This is a genomic window from Streptomyces sp. NPDC033131 (assembly GCF_055578365.1).
Window position 1 is genome coordinate 89,161 of sequence record NZ_JBVIPA010000010.1, and the last position, 23,185, is coordinate 112,345.

General features: G+C 70.3%; 24 protein-coding genes and 2 pseudogenes. 12 read left to right on the top strand and 14 right to left on the bottom strand.

The annotated features are described in order from the left end of the window. The first annotated feature begins 261 nt into the window (after window positions 1–261). The 4 genes and pseudogenes from ACZ5XS_RS15400 (at window position 262) to ACZ5XS_RS15415 (ending at window position 3,166) form a co-directional block, all read left to right on the top strand. Entirely contained in the window at window positions 262–867 is a 606-nt protein-coding gene (locus ACZ5XS_RS15400) for a helix-turn-helix domain-containing protein (RefSeq protein WP_468651413.1), read from the top strand. Window positions 868–1,051: 184 nt separating this feature from the next. Then, a pseudogene (locus ACZ5XS_RS15405) lies at window positions 1,052–1,240 on the top strand (hypothetical protein); the annotation flags it as partial. 294 nt (window positions 1,241–1,534) lie between these two features. Beyond that, window positions 1,535–1,840, top strand: a complete 306-nt coding sequence (locus ACZ5XS_RS15410; protein ID WP_468651415.1) for a hypothetical protein — start codon at window positions 1,535–1,537, stop codon at window positions 1,838–1,840. A gap of 87 nt (window positions 1,841–1,927) precedes the next feature. Then, window positions 1,928–3,166, top strand: coding sequence for a trans-sulfuration enzyme family protein (locus ACZ5XS_RS15415; RefSeq protein WP_468651417.1), 1,239 nt, complete (start codon window positions 1,928–1,930; stop codon window positions 3,164–3,166). A gap of 158 nt (window positions 3,167–3,324) precedes the next feature. Here the strand turns inward: ACZ5XS_RS15415 and ACZ5XS_RS15420 are convergent, their stop codons facing one another. The 3 genes and pseudogenes from ACZ5XS_RS15420 to ACZ5XS_RS15430 all read right to left on the bottom strand — a co-directional run bounded on the left by ACZ5XS_RS15420 (window position 3,325) and on the right by ACZ5XS_RS15430 (window position 5,357). Then, complete coding sequence (locus ACZ5XS_RS15420; RefSeq protein WP_468651419.1) at window positions 3,325–4,575, bottom strand: aminoglycoside phosphotransferase family protein; 1,251 nt, start codon at window positions 4,573–4,575, stop codon at window positions 3,325–3,327. Between the two features lie 496 nt (window positions 4,576–5,071). Continuing rightward, a pseudogene (locus ACZ5XS_RS15425) lies at window positions 5,072–5,182 on the bottom strand (hypothetical protein); the annotation flags it as partial. A gap of 46 nt (window positions 5,183–5,228) precedes the next feature. Then, entirely contained in the window at window positions 5,229–5,357 is a 129-nt protein-coding gene (locus ACZ5XS_RS15430) for a hypothetical protein (RefSeq protein ID WP_468651421.1), read from the bottom strand. A gap of 253 nt (window positions 5,358–5,610) precedes the next feature. On the opposite strand from ACZ5XS_RS15430, the gene ACZ5XS_RS15435 reads away from it, so the two are divergent. After that, on the top strand, window positions 5,611–5,736 hold the full coding sequence (locus tag ACZ5XS_RS15435; protein WP_468651423.1) for a hypothetical protein: 126 nt from the start codon (window positions 5,611–5,613) through the stop codon (window positions 5,734–5,736). Window positions 5,737–5,786: 50 nt separating this feature from the next. Here ACZ5XS_RS15435 and ACZ5XS_RS15440 read toward each other — a convergent pair whose 3' ends face one another. From ACZ5XS_RS15440 to ACZ5XS_RS15450, 3 genes are all read right to left on the bottom strand, one after another. Then, window positions 5,787–7,001 (bottom strand): CaiB/BaiF CoA transferase family protein, encoded by a 1,215-nt coding sequence (locus tag ACZ5XS_RS15440; RefSeq protein ID WP_468651425.1) that lies wholly within the window; start codon window positions 6,999–7,001, stop codon window positions 5,787–5,789. Continuing rightward, a complete protein-coding gene (locus tag ACZ5XS_RS15445) occupies window positions 6,998–8,500 on the bottom strand; it encodes an aldehyde dehydrogenase family protein (protein ID WP_468651427.1) in 1,503 nt (500 codons plus the stop codon). The genes ACZ5XS_RS15440 and ACZ5XS_RS15445 overlap by 4 nt, the downstream gene beginning before the upstream one ends. 106 nt (window positions 8,501–8,606) lie before the next feature. Next, the gene (locus ACZ5XS_RS15450; protein WP_468651429.1) at window positions 8,607–8,762 is read right to left on the bottom strand and encodes a hypothetical protein; all 156 of its coding nucleotides are present in this window, start codon (window positions 8,760–8,762) and stop codon (window positions 8,607–8,609) included. A gap of 194 nt (window positions 8,763–8,956) precedes the next feature. Between ACZ5XS_RS15450 and ACZ5XS_RS15455 the strand changes: the two genes are divergently transcribed. After that, window positions 8,957–9,172, top strand: coding sequence for a hypothetical protein (locus ACZ5XS_RS15455; protein ID WP_468651430.1), 216 nt, complete (start codon window positions 8,957–8,959; stop codon window positions 9,170–9,172). 143 nt (window positions 9,173–9,315) lie between these two features. Here ACZ5XS_RS15455 and ACZ5XS_RS15460 read toward each other — a convergent pair whose 3' ends face one another. From ACZ5XS_RS15460 to ACZ5XS_RS15495, 8 genes are read right to left on the bottom strand one after another with little or no spacing between them, the layout of a single operon-like run. Beyond that, window positions 9,316–10,083: an NAD(P)-dependent oxidoreductase gene (locus ACZ5XS_RS15460; protein WP_468651432.1), complete on the bottom strand. Its 768-nt coding sequence runs from the start codon at window positions 10,081–10,083 to the stop codon at window positions 9,316–9,318. A 41-nt stretch (window positions 10,084–10,124) separates the two neighbouring features. Beyond that, the gene (locus ACZ5XS_RS15465) at window positions 10,125–10,805 is read right to left on the bottom strand and encodes a DoxX family protein (protein WP_468651434.1); all 681 of its coding nucleotides are present in this window, start codon (window positions 10,803–10,805) and stop codon (window positions 10,125–10,127) included. Beyond that, entirely contained in the window at window positions 10,802–11,710 is a 909-nt protein-coding gene (locus tag ACZ5XS_RS15470) for an alpha/beta hydrolase (protein ID WP_468651435.1), read from the bottom strand. The genes ACZ5XS_RS15465 and ACZ5XS_RS15470 overlap by 4 nt, the downstream gene beginning before the upstream one ends. Further along, complete coding sequence (locus tag ACZ5XS_RS15475; protein WP_468651437.1) at window positions 11,707–13,389, bottom strand: thiolase C-terminal domain-containing protein; 1,683 nt, start codon at window positions 13,387–13,389, stop codon at window positions 11,707–11,709. The genes ACZ5XS_RS15470 and ACZ5XS_RS15475 overlap by 4 nt, the downstream gene beginning before the upstream one ends. A gap of 5 nt (window positions 13,390–13,394) precedes the next feature. Next, window positions 13,395–14,762: a cytochrome P450 gene (locus tag ACZ5XS_RS15480; RefSeq protein ID WP_468651439.1), complete on the bottom strand. Its 1,368-nt coding sequence runs from the start codon at window positions 14,760–14,762 to the stop codon at window positions 13,395–13,397. Further along, the gene (locus tag ACZ5XS_RS15485; protein ID WP_468651441.1) at window positions 14,759–14,959 is read right to left on the bottom strand and encodes a ferredoxin; all 201 of its coding nucleotides are present in this window, start codon (window positions 14,957–14,959) and stop codon (window positions 14,759–14,761) included. Before ACZ5XS_RS15485 ends, ACZ5XS_RS15480 begins: the two co-directional genes overlap by 4 nt. A gap of 60 nt (window positions 14,960–15,019) precedes the next feature. After that, a complete protein-coding gene (locus ACZ5XS_RS15490) occupies window positions 15,020–15,880 on the bottom strand; it encodes a mycofactocin-coupled SDR family oxidoreductase (RefSeq protein ID WP_468651442.1) in 861 nt (286 codons plus the stop codon). Continuing rightward, a complete protein-coding gene (locus ACZ5XS_RS15495) occupies window positions 15,867–16,700 on the bottom strand; it encodes an NAD(P)-dependent oxidoreductase (protein WP_468651444.1) in 834 nt (277 codons plus the stop codon). Before ACZ5XS_RS15495 ends, ACZ5XS_RS15490 begins: the two co-directional genes overlap by 14 nt. A gap of 210 nt (window positions 16,701–16,910) precedes the next feature. On the opposite strand from ACZ5XS_RS15495, the gene ACZ5XS_RS15500 reads away from it, so the two are divergent. The 6 genes from ACZ5XS_RS15500 to ACZ5XS_RS15525 all read left to right on the top strand — a co-directional run bounded on the left by ACZ5XS_RS15500 (window position 16,911) and on the right by ACZ5XS_RS15525 (window position 23,169). Then, complete coding sequence (locus tag ACZ5XS_RS15500) at window positions 16,911–17,672, top strand: SDR family NAD(P)-dependent oxidoreductase (RefSeq protein ID WP_468651445.1); 762 nt, start codon at window positions 16,911–16,913, stop codon at window positions 17,670–17,672. A gap of 1 nt (window position 17,673) precedes the next feature. After that, on the top strand, window positions 17,674–19,125 hold the full coding sequence (locus ACZ5XS_RS15505; protein WP_468651447.1) for an aldehyde dehydrogenase family protein: 1,452 nt from the start codon (window positions 17,674–17,676) through the stop codon (window positions 19,123–19,125). A gap of 29 nt (window positions 19,126–19,154) precedes the next feature. Next, the gene (locus tag ACZ5XS_RS15510; RefSeq protein WP_468651449.1) at window positions 19,155–19,592 is read left to right on the top strand and encodes a carboxymuconolactone decarboxylase family protein; all 438 of its coding nucleotides are present in this window, start codon (window positions 19,155–19,157) and stop codon (window positions 19,590–19,592) included. Further along, entirely contained in the window at window positions 19,589–20,488 is a 900-nt protein-coding gene (locus ACZ5XS_RS15515; RefSeq protein ID WP_468651451.1) for an NAD(P)-dependent oxidoreductase, read from the top strand. The genes ACZ5XS_RS15510 and ACZ5XS_RS15515 overlap by 4 nt, the downstream gene beginning before the upstream one ends. After that, window positions 20,485–21,789, top strand: a complete 1,305-nt coding sequence (locus ACZ5XS_RS15520) for a CaiB/BaiF CoA transferase family protein (RefSeq protein WP_468651453.1) — start codon at window positions 20,485–20,487, stop codon at window positions 21,787–21,789. Before ACZ5XS_RS15515 ends, ACZ5XS_RS15520 begins: the two co-directional genes overlap by 4 nt. A 102-nt stretch (window positions 21,790–21,891) precedes the next feature. Beyond that, the gene (locus ACZ5XS_RS15525) at window positions 21,892–23,169 is read left to right on the top strand and encodes an aromatic ring-hydroxylating oxygenase subunit alpha (RefSeq protein ID WP_468651455.1); all 1,278 of its coding nucleotides are present in this window, start codon (window positions 21,892–21,894) and stop codon (window positions 23,167–23,169) included. Window positions 23,170–23,185 lie beyond the last annotated feature (16 nt).

A 23,185-nucleotide genomic window follows, 5' to 3' on the forward strand; every position in this document is an offset into this window, starting at 1 on the left:
ATCGACGCCGAGGACGCCTGGTGTCCGCCACCCTTGACCCCACTGCTGTTGGGCCGGCCCCGGTTCGCCGCGTCGACGATGGCGACCGAGAGCCAGACGCGCGCCGGGAGATGGAGCGCAGTGCGTCCGGATCTTCTGTCGACAGCGCTTTGAGCCTCGGCGGCGGCCGGTGCCGGTCGCGGGGCTGGTCGGAGTGGCGGTCATGCGGGGAGGTCCCAGATCGTCATCGCGTTGCACTGAGAATGCACTATGCTGCACTTCATGAACAGCAGTGCCAGCGAGTTGTCGGCTGCGATCGGCGCCACGGTGCGCGCCGAGCGTCAGGGGCGCGAGTGGACTCTCGACCGGCTCGCGGAGATGGCCGGGCTGAGCCGTCGCATGATCATCAACGTCGAGCAGGGAACCGCCAATCCCAGCGTGACAACCCTGCTGCGCATCAGCGACGCGCTCGGCATCGGCCTGCAAGCACTCGTGGCGGTCCCGCAGACGAAACGGGTGAAGGTCGTGCGCAGCGGTGACGGCGCCGCACTGTGGACCGGCCCGGGCGGTGGTCGTGGGGTCCTTCTGGCCGGCACCGCGCCGCCGGACGTGCTGGAGCTGTGGGACTGGACCCTCGCCCCTGGGGACAGGCACGACAGCGAGGCGCACGTCCAGGGGACCAAGGAGATCCTCCAGGTGCACGAGGGCTCGGTCACCGTTGAGGTCGCCGGTCAGGTGGAAATCCTGGAGGTCGGTGACGCCATCTCCTTCGCCGGCGACGTCGCCCACTCGTACGCGAACGAGGGGTCCGAGGAGGCGCGCTTCTCCCTCACGGTGTTCGAACCCGGTGTGGGCGCCGACGGGAAGTCGGAGGCGAGCCATGACTGACCGGACAAGCCTCGATCGGGTTCTTCCTCGCCGGGCACGGACCTGCCCCGCCGTGACCACCCTCCGGCCGGACTGCCGCGCCCCTCCTCATCGCAGTCGATGGCATCGCCCCGGGCCACCAGGGTGACGACGCCACCGAAGCACTCCTCGCTCGATCGAGCCGAGGCCCGCGGCGAGCGACCTCCTGGCGAATGGCTCCGCCGAAGGGGTTCCCCATGTCGCCGCGTGGCACGACGCCTACCGCGCTTTCGGCGCCAAACCGCAGCGCACCCGCAACAGCCTCGAAGCGCTCCTGCGTCGCGCCAGTACCGGTCTTGCGCAGGTCAACGGTCTCACCAACATCCACAACGCGATCAGCGTCATCCACCAAGTTCCGCTGGGAGGCGAGGACCTCGACCGGTACGCCGGCCCGCCACGGTTGAAGCGTGCCATGGGGTCGGGGTACGACGCTCAGGGAGTGACGTGCCGCCGTTGGCACTGTCACGGACGACCTACACAGCTCAACCCGGACACCACGTCCGCTCTGTTCGTTCTCGACGCCCGCATCGATGTCCGACGGCGCGCTCGCCACGGCCGACGACGACCTCACCGGCCATCTGCAGCGCATCAGCCGCGACATCCGAGTCGCCCCCCGCGCAGTCTGAGCCCCACCACCCCAGGAGCACCCGTGATCTGCTGCCAGTTCATCTTCAAGCCCGGTACCTACGACGACGACTTCCACCGCCTCGACCAGGACATCGACGAGTACGCGCGCAGCCTGCCCGGATTCGACAGGGTCGAGAAGTGGGTGGCGCCCGAGGGCGATGTGGTCAACGCGATTTACTACTTCGCCGACCCGGAGTCCGTGGCGCAACTGGGCCGATTCCCGCAGCACCGAGAGGCCAAGGGTCAGGTGCAGCGCTGGTACGACGGCTACCGCATCGTCGTCAGTGACATCCGGGCCACCTACGGGGACGGCCGACTGCCCGCCTGACGTTCCCCGTCCCACACACGAAGGCCCTGCGACTGAATCGGGCGGCCTGTTCTCGCATGCACCCGCCCACGAACTCGAAGGCAGACCATGACCACCGACCAGAGCACCCGTACACCCATCACCCGGCCGGACAAGCACGACTACGACAGCCTGACGGGCAACACGTGGTCCGTGCACGGCGGCAACCAGGCCGACGAGACCACGGGCGCGATCCGCACCCCGATCATCATGGCGAACTCCTACCGCCTGCCCACGGATCCGACCACGATCGATGACCCCGACTTCGAGGGCCTCGTCTACACGCGCGAGCACGGAGCGAACCAGCGAGGGCTCGAGCAGAAGCTCGCCAAGCTCGAGCACGGCGAGGCCGCCGCGGTGTTCGGCACGGGCATGGCCGCCCTGCACGCCGCGTTCTTCACCATCCTCAACCCCGGCGACCACGCCATCGTCTCCAACGTCGTCTACATGCGCGTCGCACGACTCTTCGGCAACCTGTTCCCGGCCAAGCTCGGCATCGAGGTCGACTTCGTGGACATCACCGACCTGGAGGCCGTCCGCACCGCTGTACGACCCACCACCCGACTCGTCCACACCGAGGTCATCGCCAACCCCGACCTCCGGGTCGCCGACGTCTCGGCCCTGGCACAGATCGCCCACGATGCCGGGGCCCTGCTCACCATCGACTCCACCTTCACGCCGCCGCCCCTCATGCGTCCGCTCGACCACGGTGCGGACCTGGTCATGCACTCGCTCACCAAGTACTACAACGGCCACGGCGACGCGATGGGCGGCGTCGTCATCGGGAACCGCGCCGTCGTCGAGGAGACGCGCACCGGTGCCATGTTCCACATCGGCGGGGCCATCTCACCGTTCAACGCCTGGCTCATCATGCGGGGTTCGACCACCCTGCCGCTGCGACTCCAGCGGCAGTGCGAGAACGCCCAGGCCGTCGCAGAGTTCCTCGACGCGGACCCGCGCGTCGCCCACGTCGCCTACCCGGGGCTGGCCGGCCACGGTCAGCACGCCGCAGCGGCCACCCAGTTCACCGGCGGGTTCGGCGGGATCGTCTCGTTCGCCCTCGCCGGCACGCACGAGAACCGCCTGCGGTTCGTCAACGACCTGCGCGTCATCACCTCCGCGGTCTCCTTGGGGCACGACGAGACTCTCGTTGCCTACGAGCAGTACCCCGATGGCCCCTCTGCCGCGTTCGCTCCAGTCTTCCAGGAACACGGCCTGATCAGGCTCGCCCTTGGTCTCGAGTCCCGCGAGGACCTGATCGCCGACCTCGCCGCATCCCTCACCACCGCCTACGGTCCGGCCCGCTGAACTGCCAGCGTCCGTCACCCTAGGCACCGAGACGGAACCGACCACCCTCAACGATCTCGCCGACCACACCACACACCTCGGCGTCCCCAAACCGGAAGATCAAGACGGCGCACCGACAGGCAGGGCGGTATGGACCAGCCGCCGCGCGAGCGAGGCATTCATTCAAGGCCCGACCGGAGGTCTTGCGCTGCGAAGTGCGGGTTCGGCGCGCTCGCGCACCGCAGGGCGTGGCGGATGACGGCGACGGGATCGCCGAGGTGGTAGACCTTCTCGGACGGTTCGATGCCGTCAAGGAACTCCTGGTAGCGCAGGGCGTAGGACAAGTGGGCGAGGGGTTCCGCGATGGCCAGCGCATGTCTTGGCTGGCAGCCGGGGAGGTGCCTTTCCCAGGCGTCGATCCAGGCCCGGGCGGCAGTGGGCCGCTTGGCTTCGGGCAGGTAGTCGTACGCTCGCAAACCGTCCAGTACCGGGTTGCCACAGTGGGCGTCGGCGAAGTCGATGACGACCGGAGGGCCGCCGTCACTGCGCCAGTTACCGGGGTGGAAATCGCCGTGCACGATGGTGTCCGGCAGGCCGCAGTCGTCCAGCATGGGCCAGCGGGCGAGCAGTTCGCGGGTGGCGGCCAGTTCTTCCGAAGACAGTTCGCGGGCAACCTCTCCCTCGAGAAGATCGCGGACCTGGGCCGCGATGACGGACGTCCGCCGGTTCCGCAGCCCGCGCGGGCGGTCTTCCGGGAGGCCGGCTACGGCGGCCTGGGCGGCTACAAGGCGGCTCACGGCGCTGGTGATGGTTTCAGGGGAGGCATCCCAGCAGTCCTCGCCGGGCAGGTGTTCCAGCAGGATCCTCCGCACTCCGGCCCCCACGACCGTCGGGACGAGGCCCGGGTCGACCCGGGCGAACGCGGAGATGACGGCGGCTTCATCGGAGGCGAAGTGCGGTGTGGTCTTCAACCAGACGGGGCCCTGGCCCGTGGGCAGGAGGAACAGCCCGGCCAGATTCCATGTTCTTCGCTGCTCGACCGGCCCGGTCACCGGACGGCCGGCCGCGGCCAGTGTGTCGGACGCCCAGCCGAGGATCTCCCGCAGACCGTCTGCCCGGGCCCACGGGGCGCGTAGGTCCTCATGCCCGGTCAGCTTCAGCAGGCTGTCGGCGAGGGGACCATGCATCAGCAGGCCCGGCGTTGGGCGGCGCAGCGCCTCTACGTGGTAGGTGACATGGCCGTCGCGGGCTCCGTCTCCGCCCTCGACGTCCAGCAAGCGCAGCACCATGACCGGAACGCCGAGCGTGTGGTGAAGACGCGCGATGACCGGCTCGACCTCCGACCACCACGGGACGTCCACGGGAAACGGCCCGGTGGCGCCGAGAAAGTCCCCACCTGAAGTGACCCATGCACTGACTGCCCGGCTCATCGCCTAAGTCTGACGTAGCGTCATCGCCCCGGGGGTGGGCGGGCAAAGGCGCGGTCGTGGTGTCAGTTCTCGTCGACATTTCACACCCCTCTGATCAACAAGTGTGCCCAAACTCCCAGACAAACGGTGTCAGTTCTCGGCTCCGGCACAGATCTTGGGGAACAGTCGCGGAGCGTTACCGGGGCAAACGGCACGAGCACGAGCTGGCTGCCGAAGGCGAGGACCTCGGGCGCTTGGTCGCCGTCCCCGAAGACGCCCGCAGCACGTTGGTGCACCGGGCGCTCAACGACAGCGCCCCCAACATCACGACCCGGGTCCGCCATGCGATCGCCCTGTGCACTGCAACGAAGGTCGTCATTGAGGAGAGTGGCGTCGTCCCCACCGTCTGATCACCGTTCGTTTGGGGCGCCTGTCCGAGGAACCGGAGGACGCCGGAGGCCTTCGCCGGGGAGTCGCCGACGCCGAACGCCGACATGACCACTACTCGCTTGGTGCCCATGGCCTCGGCGGCCCGGACGAGCGCGCGCGTGGTGTCGGTGATCAGGTTCGCGGGGTCCTTGGCCTTGCCGATCCCGAGGGTGCTGACCACCGCGTCCACGCCGCGCATGGCCTCGGCCAGCGCCTCGGCGTTCCGGACGTCACCGGCGACGCGTTCACCCGCTCGCGCCGGGCGAGCTTGGCCGGTCGCGTACGAAGGCGACCGCCTCGTGTCCGGCGGCGGTGGCCGCGTCCGCATAGAGGCCGCCGGTCGCGCCGGTGGCGCCCAGGAGGAGAAATCTCATTGCAGTAGCCCTTTCAGGAGCCTTGACGGCTCTCGTGTACGAACCTGGTGTTCGCCGCGCCGCACCGGGCAGGCGCAACTGGCGCGGGCAGGGTGGTCTATGAGCACACCGGCGCTGCGGCGCGTGTCCGGTGCCGGGATGAGCTCCCGCCCGTGGGCGTTACCGTCACCGCCCTGCCCCGGCCGAGGCCTTGGCTTCCGCCCATTCCTCCTGGAACTTCGCAGCCAGGGTTGCCTCGATCCTCGCCGCCGTCATGGACGGCTTGCAGCTCCAGTGTGCTCTCGGCCCGGACGCGTACGACATGACGGGCCGGCTGCGCCAGTACGCGGACCTCCTGCTGCGGTCGATCACCCTGGACGGTTCGGATCTGCCGGAATAGGGCCGGACGCGCTCCCGGATTTTTGGTCGGGAGCGCGCCCCTGCGCGGTCTCACGTGACCGCCGAAGCCTCCTTGAGCGCGGCGATCCGCTCCCAGTCCAGACCCAGTTCGAGCAGGATCTCCTCCGTCTGTGCGGCGAACTCCGGGGCCGGGCGCAGTGCGGGGGACGCGACATCGAACTGCACGGGATTCGAGGCGAGTTGGAGCTCGCCGGCCTGTACGAGGTACTCGTTCGCCCGTACTTGTGCGTCGTCGCCGACCTGGAGTGAGTCCTGGACTGGAGCCCAGGGCCCGGTCAAGGTGGCGAACCGTTCGGACCACTCGGCCAGGGTGCGCGTCGCGATGACCTCTCGCAGGAGTGCCACAGCCTCGGCCGTGTGCTCGGCGATGGTCTGGGACGTGGCGAAGCGCGGGTCGTCGGCCAGCTCGGGACGGTCGATATGGCGGCACATCTCAGCCCAGTACTTCGCGGGCTGCAGCATCACCAGGGACAGGTAGCGGTCGTCGGCTGTGCGGTACAGGCCGGTCAGTGGGTTGACCGGTGAGTTGTGCACGCCCGGCGGTGCCATCTCCCATGCCTGCTTGAGGTGCAGGGACAGCGCGATGCCGTGGCCCATCGCCCACACCCCGCTGCCGAGCAACGACACGTCCACGACCGAGGGTTCGCCCGTTCGCTCGCGTTTGAGCAGCGCTGCCGCGATGCCGCCGGCCAGGTTCGTGCCCGAGATGGTGTCCCCGTACGCGGGCACCGGCGCGGAGACGATGCCCTCCATGCCGGCCGGGGTGATGCTCGCTGCCGTGGAGGCGCGGGCCCAGAAGGCCGTCATGTCGTAGCCGCCGCGCTCGGCCTCCGGGCCGCGCGGGCCCAGTGCGCTGCCGCGCGCGTACACGATGCCCGGGTTGATCGCGCGCACGTCGGCCACCTCGATGCCGAGCTTGCGGCGGGCGGCGGGCAGCAGACTCGTGAGGAACACGTCGGCGCGTGCAATGAGTTGGCGCAGCACCTCCATGCCCTCGGGGCGCGCGATGTCGAGACCGATGCTGCGCTTGCCGCGGTTGGCGTGCTCGATGTTCGGGTTCGGGTCGCCCTCGACGCGCATCGCGCCGGTCTGGCGCAGTCCGCGCTGCGGGTCGCCGGTCACCGCGTGCTCGACCTTGACGACATCGGCGCCCCAGTCGGAGAGCACCGCCCCTGCGGAGGGAACGAAGCCGTACATGGCGACTTCGACGACTCGGATCCCTTCCAGGGGTCCTGTGGCGCTCATGCGTCCACCCCTGCGACCACGGGCGCGCCGAACGCCTTGGTCTCGAGGAACTCCTCCATGCCCGCCACTCCGCTCTCGCGGCCGATGCCGGACTGGCGGTAGCCGCCGAAGGGCACGTCCGGGTGGAAGTAGTTGCCGCCATTGATGCTGAACGTGCCGCTGCGGATGCGGCGCGCGACCCGCACCGCCCGCTCCTGATCGCGGCTGTGCACGGCGCCCGACAGGCCGTACACCGAGTTGTTCGCGATCCGTACGGCGTCGTCGTCGCCCTGGGTGTCGTCGTAGGGGGTGACGGCGAGCACCGGTCCGAACACCTCCTCCTGCGCGATCTCGCTGTCCGGGTCGACCCCGGCGAGCAGCGTCGGCGCGTAGAAGAAGCCGGGGTCGACGCGTTCGCCGCCGGTGATGAGTTTTGCGCCGTCGGCGACGGCCCGCTGCACCATGCCGTCCACCTTGTCGCGCTGTTTGGCGCTGATCAGCGGGCCCAGATACGTTTTCGGGTGCGACGGGTCGCCGGGGCGGATGCGGGCGAAGTGGCCGGCGATCAACTCGACGATCTCATCGTGGCGGGAGCGCGGGACAAGGAGGCGGGAGGTCAGCGCGCAGCCCTGGCCCGCGTTCACGCAGATCATGTAGGCGGCGAACTGGGCGCTCACCGTAAAGTCGGCGTCGTCCAGGACCACCATCGCGGACTTGCCGCCGAGTTCGAGGAAGACCTTCTTCACCGTCTCGCTCGCCGCGGCCATGATGCGGCGGCCGGTCGCGGTGGATCCGGTGAAGCTGACCGCGTCGACGTCCGCGTGCGTGGTGAGCACCTCGCCGACGTCCGCGCGGGACGAGGACAGGACGTTGACCACGCCGGGCGGGATGTCGGTGTGCTCGGCGATCAACTCGCCGAGCGCCAGGGTGATCAGCGGGGTGTCGGGGGCAGCCTTGAGGACGATCGTGCAGCCGGCCGCGAGGGCGGGGGCGAGCTTGGCGAGGGCCAACTGGTTGGGGTAGTTGTACGGCAGGATCGCCGCCACCACGCCCACCGCCTCCTTCTCCAGCCAGCGGTGGTGGCGCTGACCGTGCTTCTCGACCTCGCCCAGGTCCTCGGTGAAGGCGTAGGTGCGCAACAGGTCCGCGTAGTAGCGCACGATGCCTATGGGATCCTCGAGTTGAGCGCCATGGGTAAGCATGCGCGTGGCACCGGCCTCGGCGATGGTCAGCTCGCGCAGCTCCTCCACATGGTCGAGCAGAGCCTGGTGCAGCTGGTCGAGGCAGCGGATGCGCAGGTCCCGGTCCGTGGCCCAGTCGGTGGTGTCGAACGCACGGTGTGCGGCGGATATCGCGGCCTCGGCGTCGGCGGGTGTGGCGTCGGGCGCATGGCCGAGTACGGCGCCGGTGGCCGGGTTGAGGCTCTCGAAGTGCTCCTTGGTGTCGACGAGTCGTCCGTCGATCAACAGGCGTCGCCGTGCGCGGCCCGGTTCGCCTGGATCGTTTCCGTGGACAGGCATCCCGCCTCCTGCGTCGTGTACTCGATGAAAATGCAATTCTCTAAATAGGAAATCTAATACCCGCCTGGAAGGAACTCCAGAGTCCCGACGTGAATCGGGGCCCCGCTCAGGAGCGGCCCCCACGCTCCCGCCGGGCCTCGCACCGCGCCGCCTCCAGTGAAGGGGCGGTGGCGGCGAGGCGTACGAGATCCCTGGCGGCGGCAAGTCCGTGGGCGGAGCCTTCGGCGATCCGCGCGGCCGGCGTGAACCCCGTCGACTCCACGGCGTCGGGCGATACGACGCGGTTGACGAGGCCGAGTTGGAGGGGCGCGCTGCGCGTCGACCGAGTCTCCGGTCAGTAGCAGTTCCAGTGCGGCACCCATCGGTACCCGTGCGCCCAGAAGGGCCCCGCCTTGTACGCGAATCACGCCTTGGCGCAGCTGCGGACAGGAAGACCGTGCGGCTGTGGATGCCACGATGACGTGGCAGCCAGGAAGGAGTTCGAGACCGCTGCCCGAGATGACGCACGTCGCGGTTCCGGCCACCGGCAACGGCGTACGGCCCGCGAGCAGTCGGAGATACGCGGCCGTCCGGGCGTCGTCGCGGGTGGCCCTCGGTCACCCGGTTGCCGAGGTCCGACTCCGTGCAGTCGGCGAGCAGCAGGGCACGCACTTCAGGATCGGCCTGGGCTGACTCGAGCGCCGCGCCGATCGCCCGTTGGGGCACTGGGTGTCGCCCGGCCGGACAGGCGGAGGGCGAGGACCGAGCCGGAGCGTTGACACCTCAACGCAACGTAAATCAACGGGGGTTCGTGCATGACGTACCGTCTTTCGATGTCAACGAGGATGTTCCATGCGGCCCAAGGCGTCGTCGGCGGCCGTGAGCGTGGCGCTTTCGACTCGTCCGACGAGCTGTGCCAGGAGCCGGACGTCCTTGCGTAGCAACGGGCCGGCGCGGCCCGCCAGCGCCGTCAGGGTGCCGCCCGCCGCGGCCACCCGTCCTAGCGCGAAGCTCGCGCCGCTGCCATGGCCGAGCACCTCCGCGAGCCGACCCGCGTCCAGGCCCAGCTCGTTCCCGAGCGCGAGCGTGTCAGCGGCCGTGGCCAAGTGGGCCGTGAACAGTACGTTGTTGAGCAGTTTCGCCGTTTGTCCCGAACCCAGCGGACCGACATGGACCACCGGATCGCCGAAGGTCTCGAACACCGGGCGGCAGAACGCGAACGTCGGATTCTGCCCGCCCACCATGACGAGGAGCCTGCCTGCCTCGGCGGCCGGTCCGCCGCCGCTGACCGGTGCGTCGATCACCTCGACACCGCGCGTACGCGCCTGTTCCGCCAGGCGGCGGCAGGTGTCGGGATGGACCGTGCTGTGCACCGCGATCACCCCGCCCTTGCGGAGTCCGGCCAGTACCCCGTGCTCGCCGAGGATCACGTGCTCCACGTCGGTGTCGTCGACGACGCACACGCACACCAGGTCGCAGTCGGCGGCGAGTTCGACGGGCGATGCGGCCCGTTTCGCCGGGGTGTCCGCGAACGGCGCGAGCGTTGCCGAGCGGCGCGCCCACAACGTCGTGGGATAGCCGGCGTCGATGATGCGGCGGGCCATGGGGGCGCCCTGGCTGCCCAGACCGATGAATCCGACGTGCGTCACGATGGTTCCTGCCCTTCGTCGGGTGACTCTTGCGGTGTCTCGGCCCGGGTCGCATCAGGTGCCTTGGCGGGCGGCGTATCGGGTGTCTCGGCGGGAGTCGCATGGGGTGTCTTGGCGCGTGGCCCATTCGGTGCCTCGCCGAGTGGCCCATCAGCTGCCTCGTCGGCTGTCGCCTCCGGCAGCTGTGCGCCCGGCCGCCAGAAGGCCGCGAGCAGCCCCGCCGTCCCCGCCGCTCCGACCCCCGCCGCGAGCCCCCCGCCCGCCCAGCCGTCGATGTCGATCCCGGCCGCGGCGTCCAGCGACACGTCTCCGGGGCCGAGCATCGCCAGCGCCACGCAGGCCACGGCGAGCACGAGTACATACTCGTATCCGTCCTTGAACACGAAGAAGCCGTTGCGGCGGTGCGCGAGCAACCCGGCGACGAGCATCACCGACATCACGGCCGCGCCGGCCAGCGGCGTGAGCAACCCGAGCACGAGCAGGGCCCCCGCGCCCACCTCGGTGACCACGCTCAGCCAGGCCTGCAACCGCCCGTGCCGCAGCCCGAGCCCGGTGAACCAGCGGGCCGTCCCGGCGATCCTCCCGCCGCCCCGCCAGTGGTTGAGGCCATGGACGATCATGGTGACTCCGAGGACCACCCGCAGCAGCAGCACCGCCGTCGACTCGGCCCCGGTCATCGCCGTCCTTCTTCCGACTCGCGCAGCACCGCGCACTCCTCCGCGAGAGACAACACCCGCAGGTGGTAGGCGCGAGCGGTGAGCCCAAGGCTCAAGTTGTGGCCAGCGCCCGCCTGTTCGTGCCAGCGGGCGCGACGCGAACCGGTGAACAGGTCCGCAAGGCGGTCGAGTTCGGCGGGCCCCGAGCGCCACACCGTCTCGTGGTCACCGAGGCTTACCTGGACCGGCGCCCCGACCAAGGCGGCCAGCTGGGGGAACTCGTCCACCCAGTGGCGCGCTTCCGCCTCGTAGAGCGGGGACGGTCCCGCAATCGCCGCGTCGTCGTACACCTCGGGGGCGTACAGCCGGCTGGGACCCCACAGCACCTCGCGCAACCCGCGCGGGCGCAGAGGCCGTCCGCAGGCGTCGCGCTCGGCCGTGTCGAGCGTGTCGACGGCGGACCGGTTGTGTTCGAGGCCGGTACCCGCGATCTCCAGGCCGATGAGGTCACGGCCGCGCTCGTCCGCTGCCATCCGCATGGCCAGTTCGCAGCCGGCCGAGTGCGCGAGCAGGAAGACTCCGGCGCCGCCGGGCCGGTGCGCGAGGAGCGCCTCGACGGCCGCGAAGCCCAGGTCCACGCGGCGCGCCGGATCGCGGACCTTCTCGGCGTACGCCTCCGAAGCTCCGTATCCGGGCCGGTCGAGCGCGATGACCGTGAATCCGAGCGCGGCGCCAAGGCGCAGCAAGGACAGGTCGGGACGGCCGGGACAGTCGAAGTATTTCGCGGTGGTGCCGCCGCCGTGCAGGGCGAGCACCACGGCCCGCGGCCGGGGCACCTCGCACACCAGCGCCGACAGGGGGACGCCGTCGGCGTCGACGACGTCCCCGTGCGGCTGCGCGGGGGACTCGATGTCGCAAGGGGTCACGTGTCCGTCCTCAACAGAAGTACGCCGCTGGGGGTGAGACCACCCGAACTCACCACGGCCACCCGGGCGTTCGCGACCTGCCGCGCTCCGCCCTCGCCGCGCAGTTGGGTGACCGCCTCGTGGACGAGGCCCATGCCGTGGGTGCGGCCGTGCGAAAGCTGGCCGCCGTGCGTGTTGAGCGGCAGGATCCCGTCTCGGGCGATGTTCTTGCCGCCGTCGAGGAAGTCCTTCGCCTCGCCGATGCCGCAGAAGCCGAGAGCCTCGATCCAGGACAGGCAGTTGAAGGTGAAGCCGTCGTAGAGCAGCGCCACGTCCACGTCCTGCGGACGCAGATCCGTACGGGTCCACAGATGGGCCGCCTGCCCCAGGACCTGCGGCTCGTGGGTGGAGGTGGACTGGTCCCAGTCGAGGCGCTCGACGATCTGCGTACCGACCGCCTCGACGAGGACGGGCGGCCTGGGCAGCTCGCGGGCCGCGTCGACGGCGGAGACCACGACGGCGACCGCGCCGTCGCACGGCACGTCGCAGTCGTAGAGACCGAAAGGGCTGGTGACGGGACGGGCCGTGAGGTAGTCGTCCATGGTCATCGGATCGCGGTAGACCGCCGCGGGGTTGAGCGCGGCGTTCGCGCGCTGGTTGAGGGCGATCCAGCCGAGCGTCTCCCGGGTCGTGCCGTAACGGTGCATATGGCGCTGGGCGTTCTGCGCGAGCAGGTGCGCGGCGGAGGTGGCGCCGAACGGCATCCGCCACGCGGCCGTTCCCTCCACCCTGGCGGGAAGCGCCGCCGTGAGCCGGCCCTGGCGCACGAGTGCGCCGTGCGTGGCCTCCCACACCGTACGGAAACACAGCACATGCCGGGCGAGCCCGCCCGCCACCGCCAGCATCGCCGCGATCAGCGATCCGCCCGGGCCGAAGGTCTCACCACCGCCGTTGTGCCAGGTGGGGCGGATCCGCAGCGCTGATTCGAGGGCTGTCGTCCCGCCCTCCCCGAAGCCGCCGAAGGGGCCGGCGCCAGGGTAGGTGGCGAGCCCGTCGATGTCGTCGAGCGTCAGCCCGGCGTCCGCGACCGCCCGTTCGCAGGCCTCGACGGTCAGGGCCAGCGGCGGCACCATGAGGCGGCGCCCGATCCGCGAGGCACCGGCCCCGGTGAGCGCCGCCTGTTCCTCGAACTTGCGCGCGGTCCGGACCGGCGGCCGGATCAGCCGGGTGATCTCGGCGGGGCCCGTCTCGTCGGCAGGCAGTTCGGTGGGCTCGCCCTGCTCCGGGACAGGCCGGAACAGCGGCAGCCACACATCCTCGACCTGCTCGAAGACGACCTCCATCCGCATCCCGAGCGTCAGGTCCTGCGGATCGCACTGGACCGCGTTCGTGGTCAGACGGACCCGCGGGTCCTCCTCGATCGCCACCTGCGCCACGACGTACGGGGCGGGCAGGCCCGGCAGGCCGAAGTGCTGGTTGACGGTGAAGCCGACCAGGGTGCCGTACCCCGAGACCGCCGTGACGCGAGTGTCATGACTGCGGCAGTACGAACACACCGGCTGCGGCGGATGGATGAGTGCGGCACACGCGCCGCACTCCTGGAAGCGCAGCCGCCCGTCCGCCCCGGACGTCCAGAAGAACGCGGAGTCGTCGGTGAGTGAAGGCAGCGGACGCACGCCCTCGCCGTTCTGCTCGGGCACGGGCCTCAACCGCCCAGTTCCGCACGGGACCTGCGTACGGTGACCGGCTCCGCGAGCCGCTGCTCGTCGCACGCCTTCTGCAGCCGCTCCAGTGTCTCGTCGAGCCCCGGACCGAGCCGTTCGCCCGGTGCGAAGGTGGCGGGCAGATGCCGCATCCCGTTGATGACCCCGATGGTCTCGTAGTGCACGGTGCCGTCCGGGTTGCATACGTAGTCGGGCATGCGGTCGAGTACGGCGAGCAGCATCCGCTTGAACACCGTCCGTGCCACGTTCGATCCGATGCAGCGGTGGATCCCGAGGCCGAAGCTGTTGTGCCGGTTGTGCTTGCGGGCCAGGTCGATGTGGTGCGGGTCGGGGAACTGGGCCGGGTCGCGGTTGGCCATCGACCAGGACAGCCACACCCGGTCGCCCTCCTTGAACTCGGTGCCCGCGAGCGCACAGTCCTCCGAGACGGTGCGGCCGTCCCCGACCGCCGGTGTGTAGAAGCGCAGGAATTCCTCGGTCGCCGGGTCGAGCAGCCTCGCGCGCTCGGCGCTGAGCCGCTCGCGTTCCTTCGGGTTCTGTGACAGCCACTCCAGCGCGTGGGCGGTCAGTGCGGTCGTCGTGTCGAAGCCGCCGCCGATCAACAGGGCGACCACACCGATGAGTTCCCTCTCGTCGGGCTTCTTGCCGTTGATCTCCGCCTTCACCAGGGCGTCGATCAGGCCCGGTCGCGGCTGTGCGCGTACGGACGCGATCTGCTGCGCGATGTCCCGCATCATCGCCAGGTGCAGTTCGATGACCCGCGGCATGTCCGGGGAGTCGGGCGGGGTGTAGACGCCGGCGTGGGCGGGCTCGTTGTAGATGGTCCAGTGTTTGAGCGGAATGCCCAGCATGGCGAGCGTGAGCACCGCCGGCACGACGTTGGCCAGGTCGTCGATCAGGTCGATTCGGCCCTGCTCGATGTGCTCGTCCAGGCAGGCGCGCACCACCTCGTCGAGGAAGGGGATCCAGCGCTGGACGGCGGCGGGGGAGAGGTACGGGTTGAGGGCCTGGCGGTAGTGGCGCTGCTCGGGCGGGTCCATCTCCAGGAAGCCGCCGCGAAACCCCCGGGCGCGCGTCGGAGCGGGAATGCTGATCCCCTGGTAGCCGGTGCCGTCGCCCGTGACGTCATGGTCGTTGGAGAGATGCTCGGCCGCCCGTGCGATCTCGAACAGTTCGTTGTTGCCGCTGACCACCCAGTGCCCGCCGTGGGTGTCGGACCAGGCCACCGGACAGCGGCTCTGCATCTCCTCGGTGATCGCCTCGAACCGCTCGCGGTAGCCCGGGGCGTGGCGGTCGAAGGCGTAGACGGGCTTCTTCCGTTCCTCGCGTTCCTCGCGCTCCTCGCTCATCGGGCCTCCCATACCGTGATGGCGCGCTCGGGGCAGGAGTGCGCGGCCTCGCTCGCCGTCTCCTCCTGGTCGGCCGGTACGTCCTCGTGCACGGCCGACGAGTGGCCGTCCACCTCGTCGAGCCGGAACACCTTGGGCGCGACCATGGCGCACAGGGTGTGGCCCTGGCAGCGCTCGGGATCCACGCGCACCTTCACGGCCTCTCTCCTTTCGTACGGGTCCATGGGTGTCGTACGGGTGCGGGGCGGGCCACGGGTTCAGCGGCGCCAGTCGTGCCACTTGAGGTAGCCGCCGGCGTCCACGCGCAGCTGCGTGCCGGTGATGTACCGGGCCTCGTCGGAGGCGAGGAACAGCACCGCGTTGCTGATGTCGAGCGGCTCCACGTACGGGACGGGCATCGCCTGCTGCACCGCGAAGGAGGGCTCGGCGTCCGCCCGCGTGGGGTTCTCCAGATCCGGGCGGAACGAGCGGTACATGGGCTCGCTCTGCAGCATCGGAGTGTCGCAGTTCGTCGGGTGGACCACATTGGCCCGCTGCTTCAAGGGGGCTAGGTTGCGGGCGAGTTCGTGGATGTACTCCGACAGCGCCCGCTTGGCGAACGCGTAGCCGGCGCCGCCCGGATTCGATCCCGGCTCGGCGACGATGCCGTGGTCCATCAGGGCCGCGGTCGAGCCGGTGGCGATGACGGAGGCACCCTCGCGCAGCTGGGGCAGGGCGGCCTGGATGGCGTTGATCGTGCCGATGAGGTCGACGTCGACGGCGTCGCACCAGGCCTGGAGCTTCGGCTCCCCGCGCAGCGGCGCGATACCGGCCTGGGCGACCACGATGTCGAGTCCGCCCAGCTCGGCCACCCCGCGCTGCACGGCCTCGCGCATGTCGGCCATGCTGCGCACGTCCGACTGGAGCGCGACGATACGGCGGCCCTGCGCCTCGACCAGGCGCACGGTCTCCTTGAGGTCGTCGGGCGTGGCCATCTTGTAGCCGACGGTCTCGTAGTCGCGGCACAGGTCCACCGCGATGATGTCGGCGCCCTCTTCGGCGAGCCGCACGGCGTGGCTGCGGCCCTGGCCGCGGGCCGCTCCGGTGATGAACGCGACCTTGCCCTCAACACGTCCCATGAGCGGTGTCCCCTTGGGGTCGTAGTGACTGCTTGCTGTGAGTCGTACGGATGGCCACCTCCAACAGGCCCAGATCGGTGCCGAGTCCGGTCGCGACCTCTCGTACGACCGCGATGTCCTTCTCGAGGAAGGAGCGCACCGAGTCGGTGAACGCCGCCACCGATCCCCTGGCGGCCGCCGCCCTGGCCACGCGGCTCTCGGCGCTTGCGTGCGGTAGGGCGGTGAGCAGTGCCGTCTCGTCCACCCCGAGCGCCGCCGCGAGCCGTACGGTCTCGCCGAGCAGGCCCAACTGGGCGGCGAACAGAGCATTGTTGAGCAGCTTCACGCGCTGCCCCGAGCCGAGCGGCCCCACGTGCAGCACCGGATCCGCGTACGCCCCCAGCGCGGGCAGTACGTGCCGTACGGCGCCGTCCGCGCCGCCGGAGAAGAGCGTGAGGCATCCTGCCGCGATGTCGTGCGGGCCGCCGCTCACGGGGGCGTCCACCACCCTGGCACCTTGGGCGGCGATCGCCTCGACCGTGGCGGGGCTGCCCGTGGTGTGCACGACGACGACCGCGTCCGGCGCCAGGGCGTCGAGCAGGGGCGTCGCGAGGCACACTTCGCGGACCTGATGGTCGCTGAACACGCACACCAGGACCGCTTCGGAGTTCTCGGCGACCTCTCGGATGCCGCTTTCGGAGCGGACTCCGGGTGCGGCCCGGGCGATGCGGCTTCGCGCCGAAGGCGTGCGTCCCAGTGCCCTCACCTCGTGCCCGGCCGCCGTGAGCCGCTGCACCATCGGCAGCCCCATGCGTCCGGCGCCGATGAATCCCAGACGCACAAGAATCTCCCTCCCGATAGCGAGAATCGTAATCTCGCCGCTTGTGGACGCGGAACCCCTCGGTCATCGGATTCTTCGCCGGGCTCTGCAGCTGGGTTGTCTCCGGATGATCGGAGTCATTGCTGCCGACCTCAGAGAATCGTATTCTCGCAACAAGGAAGCGTTCGTACCGCCCGAGGGCCGACGCCCACGACACACCAAGGAGCCCGCGTGCACGCAGCAACTCGACACAAGGTGGCCGTCGTCACGGGCGCCGCCTCGGGGATCGGCCTGGCCGTCGCCCGGCGCCTCGCCCGCGACGGGGCCGCCGTGGCCCTGCTCGACCTCGACGCCGAAGCGGTCGAAGCCGCCGCGGCCAAGGTGCGCGCCGACGGCGGAACGGCGCTCGCGGTACGGGTGGACGTAGCCGTCCGTGCAAGCATCGACGCCGCGTACGCGCAGGTCCGCGAACAGCTCGGCCCGATCGCGATCCTCGTCAACTCGGCCGGGATCGACGGCTTCAAGCGGTTCCTGAACATCACCGCCGAGCAGTGGGAACGGATCCTCACGGTCAACCTCACCGGCACCTTCCACTGCTGCCAGGCAGCGGTTCCCGACATGCTCGACGCCGGCTGGGGCCGGATCGTGAACATCTCCTCCTCCAGCGCCCAGGGCGGCCAGCCCCTCATGACCCACTACGTGGCGTCGAAGGCCGGCGTCATCGGCTTCACCAAGGCCCTCGCACTCGAACTCGGCCCCGAGGGCATCACCGTCAACACCATCCCGCCCGGCTTCATCGACACCCCGATGTCGCGGCGCAGCGAGGAGAAGGGGCTGCTCGGCGACACCATCGAGAACCACGCGGCCCGCACCCCGGTGCGGCGTGCGGGTCTGCCCGAGGACATCGCGGCGGCCTGCGCGTATCTGGCGAGCGAGGAGGCGGGGTACGTCACCGGTCAGGTCATCGGCGTCAACGGCGGGCGGAACACCTGACATGGGTGCCTCCGCGCACCCGCGGGCGACGGTCCGTCATGACCACTGGATCGACGGAAAACCGAGCGAACCCGCCCGCGGCAGATACCTGCCGACGCTCCGGCCGGCCACCCGCGAGCCGGGTGACGAGGTCGCGGCCGGCGGCCCCGACGACGTGGACCGCGCCGTCGCCGCAGCCCGCGCCGCGTACCGCGCGTGGGCCGCCCTGCCCGCAGCCGACCGCTCCTCGGCCCTGCACCGCGTCGCGGACGCGATCGCGGCTCACACCGGCGAGCTGACCGCCCTGGAACGGGCCTGCACGGGCAAGACGGACGCTCAACTGCGCCTGGAGACAGAGATGTCGGCGGCGTACTTCCGCTACTACGCGGGGGCGCTGCACGCCCACCACGGCCGGACCATCGATCAGGGCGCGGGCGCCCTCACGTACACCCGGCTCGAACCGTACGGCGTCGTCGCGGTCATCACCCCCTGGAACCTGCCGCTCAACCAGGCCTGCCGCGCGCTCGCCCCGGCCCTCGCGGCGGGCAACGCCGTGGTGGTCAAACCGTCGGAGCTGACGTCGGCCTCGACGGTGTGCCTGGCGCGGATCGCGAGCGAGGCGGGCCTGCCCGACGGGCTGCTCAACGTGGTGACGGGGACAGGCCGCGAGGTGGGCACCCCGCTGGCGCTGCACCCCGAGGTGCGCCGCGTCGCGTTCACCGGGTCCGTGCCCACCGGTCGGCATCTGGCGACCGTGGCTGCCGACCGCCTGATCCCGCTCACCCTCGAACTCGGCGGCAAGTCACCGCTGGTGGTCTTCGCCGACGCCGACCTGGAGCGCGCGGCTGCCGCCGCCGTGAATGCCGTCGCCGCGAACGCCGGACAGGTGTGTTCGGCCACGACGCGGCTGCTCGTCGAGTCCTCCGTGCACGACCCCTTCGTACGCGAGGTCGCCGCACGGCTCGAACGCCTCGAACCGGCAAGGGACTTCGGTCCGATCATCACCGAGGCCCAGTACGCCAAGGTCCTCGACCACTTCGACCGCGCCCGCGAGGATGGCTGCCGTCCGCTGACAGGCGGCGAAGCGTACGAGGACGGGCCGCCCGCCGACGGTCTGTACATCCGGCCGACCCTCTACACCCACGTGCCCCGCGATCTGCCTCTCGCCCGCGAAGAGATCTTCGGACCGGTCCTCGTCACGATGCCGTTCACCGACGAGGACCACGCACTGGCTCTGGCCGACGACACCGCGTACGGGCTGGTCGCCTCCATATGGAGCGGCGACACCGCCCGCGGACTGCGCCTCGCCGAGCGGATCCAGGCGGGCCAGGTCACCGTCAACGGCGGCCCGTCGACCATCGAGACCCCCTTCGGCGGGTACAAGCAGAGCGGTTACGGCCGGGAGAAGGGCCTCGAAGCGCTGCACGAATACGCGCAGGTCAAGACGGTCAGCCTCGCGCTGGGCAGCTCATGAACCGAACCGTCACCGACCCGGGAGACCCCATGCCACAGGCCGACCCGCCCACGCCTTCGCCACAGGCGGCCCCGCCCCCGCAGGCCGCCCGAGCGTTGCGCCGGGCCATGCTCGGCGACGCATACGTCGATGCCAACGCGGCCCCCGCGGGCACCGTCGCCGCGGACTTCCAGGACTACATCACCACCGTCGCCTGGGGCGCGTGGGCCAGAGGCGGTGCGCTGAGCCCCCGCGACCGCAGCCTGCTGGTGCTCGCCATGACGGCCGCGATGGGGCGCATGGAGGAATTCCGTCTGCACGCCTCCGTACGGGAACGGACCGGTGTCACGGACGAGGAGCTGGACGAACTGCTCTTCCAGATCGCGGGCTATTGCGGGGCGCCCGCAGGACTGGCCGCACGGCGTGCCCTCAAAGACGTACGGGACGCGCGGGTCGTGCAGGACGGGCGAGAGGGTCCTGGGGCATGAGCACGGTCGGGTTCATCGGGCTCGGCAACATGGGCGGGGCCCTCGCCGCCAACCTGGTGCAGCGGGGGCACGGCGTCCTGGCGTACGACACCGCCGGAGCCGGCGGACTGCCGGCCGGCGCGGCGATGACGTCCGGTGTCGCGGAGGTGGCCCGCCGCTGTGACGTGATGGTGCTCAGCCTCCCCGACGGGGCGGCCTGTGAGAAGGTCGCCCGTGAGATCGCGATGGCCTCCGGGCGGCGCGCCACCCACGTCGTCGACACGTCCACCATCGGCGTCGCGGCCGCCCGCAGCGTCGCCGACCTGCTCGCCGAGGCCGGGGTCGGTTATGTGGACGCGCCGGTCTCGGGCGGCGTGGCGGGGGCCCGCGCCCGCACCCTCATGGTCATGTACGCGGGCGGCGACGAGGCGTGCGCCCGTGTCGAGCCGGTCCTGGTCGGCCTGAGCGACCGGCGCCGCCGGGTGGGGGACCGCCCGGGGCTGGCGCAGGCGCTGAAACTCGCGAACAACTTCCTCTCCGCGACCGCCCTGTGTGCGACCAGCGAGGCGGTCGCCTTCGCCTGCGCGGTGGGACTCGACATGGCCACGGTCCTCGACGTCCTCAACACCTCGAGCGGTCGGTCGGCGGCCACCTCCGACAAGTTCCCGCACCACGTGCTGACCGGGCGCTATGCCGCCGGGTTCGCCAACACGCTGATGGCGAAGGACGTGGCGCTCTACCTGGAGGCCGTCGCCGATCAACGTGGCGGGAGCGCGGGGCAGGTCGGCCCGGTCACCGGCCAGGTGTGGGACGACTTCGCGACCGCCGAGCCGGGCGCCGACTTCACCCGGATCTATCCGTACACCGCACGGGCTCATCAGGCAGCTCTCCACGACAGCGCGGAGGAATCCCCATGACGACATCCGCAGCAGACGGCCCGGGCGCCGCGCCGGTGACAGAGGACTTGGGCACCACATCCGTGCCAGACGGCCCGGGCTTCGCGCCCGTGGCAGACGGCCCGCTCACCGGCGTGCGCGTCCTCGAACTCGGCAGCTTCGTCGCAGGACCCTTCGCCGGGCAGCTCCTCGCGGACCACGGCGCCGAAGTCATCAAGATCGAGGCCCCCGGCGCCGGTGACCCCATGCGCCGCTGGGGAGTCCTGCTGGAGGGCCGCAGCATCTGGTGGTCGGCGCTCGCGCGCAACAAGCGCCTGGTCGCCCTCGACCTGAGACGCCCCGAAGGCCGGGAAGCGGCCCGCCGAATCGCTCTCACCTGCGATGTGGTCCTGGAGAACTTCACGCCCGGCCGGATGGAGGAATGGGGCCTGGGATACGAGGAGTTGAACCGGGAGCGGCCCGCCCTGGTCATGACCCGGGTCTCCGGATTCGGCCAGACCGGCCCGCGCGCGGGCGACCCCGGCTTCGGCAGTATCGGCGAGGCGATGGGCGGACTGCGCGAACTGACCGGATCGCCCGATCGCCCGCCGGCGCGTGCCGCGCTGTCGATGGGAGACCAGCTCTCCGGGATGTTCGCCGCCTTCGGCACGCTCGCCGCGCTGCGGCAGGCCGAGCGCGACGGCCGGGGGCAGGTGGTCGATGTCGCCCTGTACGAGGCGGTGTTCGCGCTGTCGGAGTCACTGGTCGCCGACTACGAACTGACCGGCCAGGTCCGTACCCGATCCGGCGGTACGCTCCCGGGCTCGGCCCCGTCCAACGCGTACCCCACGGCGGACGGACGCCTGATGATCGTGGCGGCCAACGCCGACCCCATCTTCGTACGCCTGGCCAAAGCCATGGAACGGCCCGAACTCGCCGACGACGAGCGTTACTGCACGCACGTGGCACGAGGCGCGCACATGGCCGAGCTCGACGAGCTGATCGGCGCGTGGACCGGCACCCTCGACCATGCCGACCTGGACGAGCTGCTCACAACGGCCGCCGTACCGCACGGCCTGGTCTACCGGGCTCCCGACATGCTCGCCGACCCCCAGTACCTGGCCCGGGAGATGATCCAGCGAGTCCACGACACGGACCTCGGCCGTGAGGTGGCGATGGCCGGTGTGGTGCCGCGCCTGAGCCGCACGCCGGGCCGGATCCGGTGGGCGGGCGCGCAGGTGGGCGCCCACACCCGGGAGGTCCTGGCCGAAGTGGGTTACGGGCAAGAGGAGTTGGCTGCCTGGGCGCAGGCGGGTGTGGTCTCCGGGCCGGGCTGTGAGTGACGGACCAGAGGTGATCGCGAAAATATGAGAATGACGTTCTCTTCAACCGATAGCTCTGTTATCGTCGGCCTGTCGGAACGACGAGCGTGAGGACGGAACCCCATGCCGCACTTCCCCAAGCCCGAGGCGGGCAGCTGGACCGAGCACTTCAAGATCGGCACCGAGCCGCTCTCGTTCGAGGACTCGATCTCTCCGGAGTTCTACGAGCAGGAGCGTGAGGCGATCTTCAAGAAGACCTGGCTGAACGTCGGCCGGGTCGAGCAGCTGCCGAAGAAGGGCAGCTACTTCACCAAGGAGCTGGACGCCGCCGGCGCCTCGGTCATCATCGTGCGCGGCACGGACGAGAAGATCCGCGCCTTCCACAACGTCTGCCGTCATCGCGGCAACAAGCTGGTGTGGAACGAGTTCCCGCGCGAGGAGACCAGCGGCACCTGCCGTCAGTTCACCTGCAAGTACCACGCCTGGCGCTACGGCCTCGACGGCAAGCTGGCCTTCGTGCAGCAGGAAGGCGAGTTCTTCGACCTCGACAAGGGTGACTACGGACTCGTCGGCGTCCAGTGCGAGGTGTGGGAGGGCTTCGTCTTCGTCAACCTCGACCCGGAGAACACCACCGAACTGCGGGACTTCCTCGGTAAGTTCGGGTCCGGCATCGAGGGCTACCCGTTCGACAGGCTGACCCAGGTGCACAAGTACCGCGCCGAGATCGGCTCCAACTGGAAGCTGTTCATCGACGCGTTCGCCGAGTTCTATCACGCGCCCATCCTGCACGGCGGCCAGTACATGGCCGAGGAGCGCACCAAGATCCAGAAGTACGGGTACGAGGCCCTCGCGTACGACATCGACGGCCCGCACAGCATGGTCTCCTCCTGGGGAGGCATCGCGCCGCCGCTGGACCGCAAGATGGTCAAGCCCATCGAAGCGGCGCTGCGCAGCGGTCTGTTCGGGCCCTGGGACGCACCGGACATCGGCGTGGCCACCGAGGACCTGCCGCCCGCTGTCAACCCGACCCGCGACAAGCGCTGGGGCATGGACTCCTTCGTCTTCTTCCCCAACTTCATGCTGCTGATCTGGCGCCCCAACTGGGTTCTCACGTACCACTACTGGCCGACCTCGTACAACACGCACATCTTCGAGGGCACCGCCTACTTCGTACCGCCGAAGAACGCCTTCGAGCGGCTGCAGCAGGAGCTGGCCGTCGTCTCCTTCAAGGAGTACGGGCTGCAGGACGGCAACACCCTCGAAGCGACCCAGACGATGCTGCAGTCCCGGGCGGCCCGGGACTTCCCGCTCAACGACCAGGAAGTACTCCTGCGGCATCTGCACCACACGGCGATGCGGTACGTGAACGATCACGAGGCGAACACGGCCGACGTGTCCTGACAGCAGCCGACAACCC

Excerpts from the sequence above, each read along its gene's own strand:
- ACZ5XS_RS15505 (WP_468651447.1), top strand. The coding sequence starts at position 17,674 with ATGGGTGCCTCCGCGCACCCGCGGGCGACGGTCCGTCATGACCACTGG.
- ACZ5XS_RS15490 (WP_468651442.1), bottom strand. The coding sequence starts at position 15,880 with ATGGGACGTGTTGAGGGCAAGGTCGCGTTCATCACCGGAGCGGCCCGC.
- ACZ5XS_RS15460 (WP_468651432.1), bottom strand. The coding sequence starts at position 10,083 with ATGGCCCGCCGCATCATCGACGCCGGCTATCCCACGACGTTGTGGGCG.
- ACZ5XS_RS15440 (WP_468651425.1), bottom strand. The coding sequence starts at position 7,001 with ATGAGCGCCACAGGACCCCTGGAAGGGATCCGAGTCGTCGAAGTCGCC.
- ACZ5XS_RS15400 (WP_468651413.1), top strand. The coding sequence starts at position 262 with ATGAACAGCAGTGCCAGCGAGTTGTCGGCTGCGATCGGCGCCACGGTG.
- ACZ5XS_RS15525 (WP_468651455.1), top strand. The coding sequence starts at position 21,892 with ATGCCGCACTTCCCCAAGCCCGAGGCGGGCAGCTGGACCGAGCACTTC.
- ACZ5XS_RS15435 (WP_468651423.1), top strand. The coding sequence starts at position 5,611 with ATGGACGGCTTGCAGCTCCAGTGTGCTCTCGGCCCGGACGCGTACGAC.
- ACZ5XS_RS15430 (WP_468651421.1), bottom strand. The coding sequence starts at position 5,357 with ATGAGATTTCTCCTCCTGGGCGCCACCGGCGCGACCGGCGGCCTCTAT.
- ACZ5XS_RS15465 (WP_468651434.1), bottom strand. The coding sequence starts at position 10,805 with ATGACCGGGGCCGAGTCGACGGCGGTGCTGCTGCTGCGGGTGGTCCTC.
- ACZ5XS_RS15515 (WP_468651451.1), top strand. The coding sequence starts at position 19,589 with ATGAGCACGGTCGGGTTCATCGGGCTCGGCAACATGGGCGGGGCCCTC.
- ACZ5XS_RS15510 (WP_468651449.1), top strand. The coding sequence starts at position 19,155 with ATGCCACAGGCCGACCCGCCCACGCCTTCGCCACAGGCGGCCCCGCCC.
- ACZ5XS_RS15455 (WP_468651430.1), top strand. The coding sequence starts at position 8,957 with ATGACGTGGCAGCCAGGAAGGAGTTCGAGACCGCTGCCCGAGATGACG.
- ACZ5XS_RS15420 (WP_468651419.1), bottom strand. The coding sequence starts at position 4,575 with ATGAGCCGGGCAGTCAGTGCATGGGTCACTTCAGGTGGGGACTTTCTC.
- ACZ5XS_RS15520 (WP_468651453.1), top strand. The coding sequence starts at position 20,485 with ATGACGACATCCGCAGCAGACGGCCCGGGCGCCGCGCCGGTGACAGAG.
- ACZ5XS_RS15415 (WP_468651417.1), top strand. The coding sequence starts at position 1,928 with ATGACCACCGACCAGAGCACCCGTACACCCATCACCCGGCCGGACAAG.
- ACZ5XS_RS15480 (WP_468651439.1), bottom strand. The coding sequence starts at position 14,762 with ATGAGCGAGGAGCGCGAGGAACGCGAGGAACGGAAGAAGCCCGTCTAC.
- ACZ5XS_RS15445 (WP_468651427.1), bottom strand. The coding sequence starts at position 8,500 with ATGCCTGTCCACGGAAACGATCCAGGCGAACCGGGCCGCGCACGGCGA.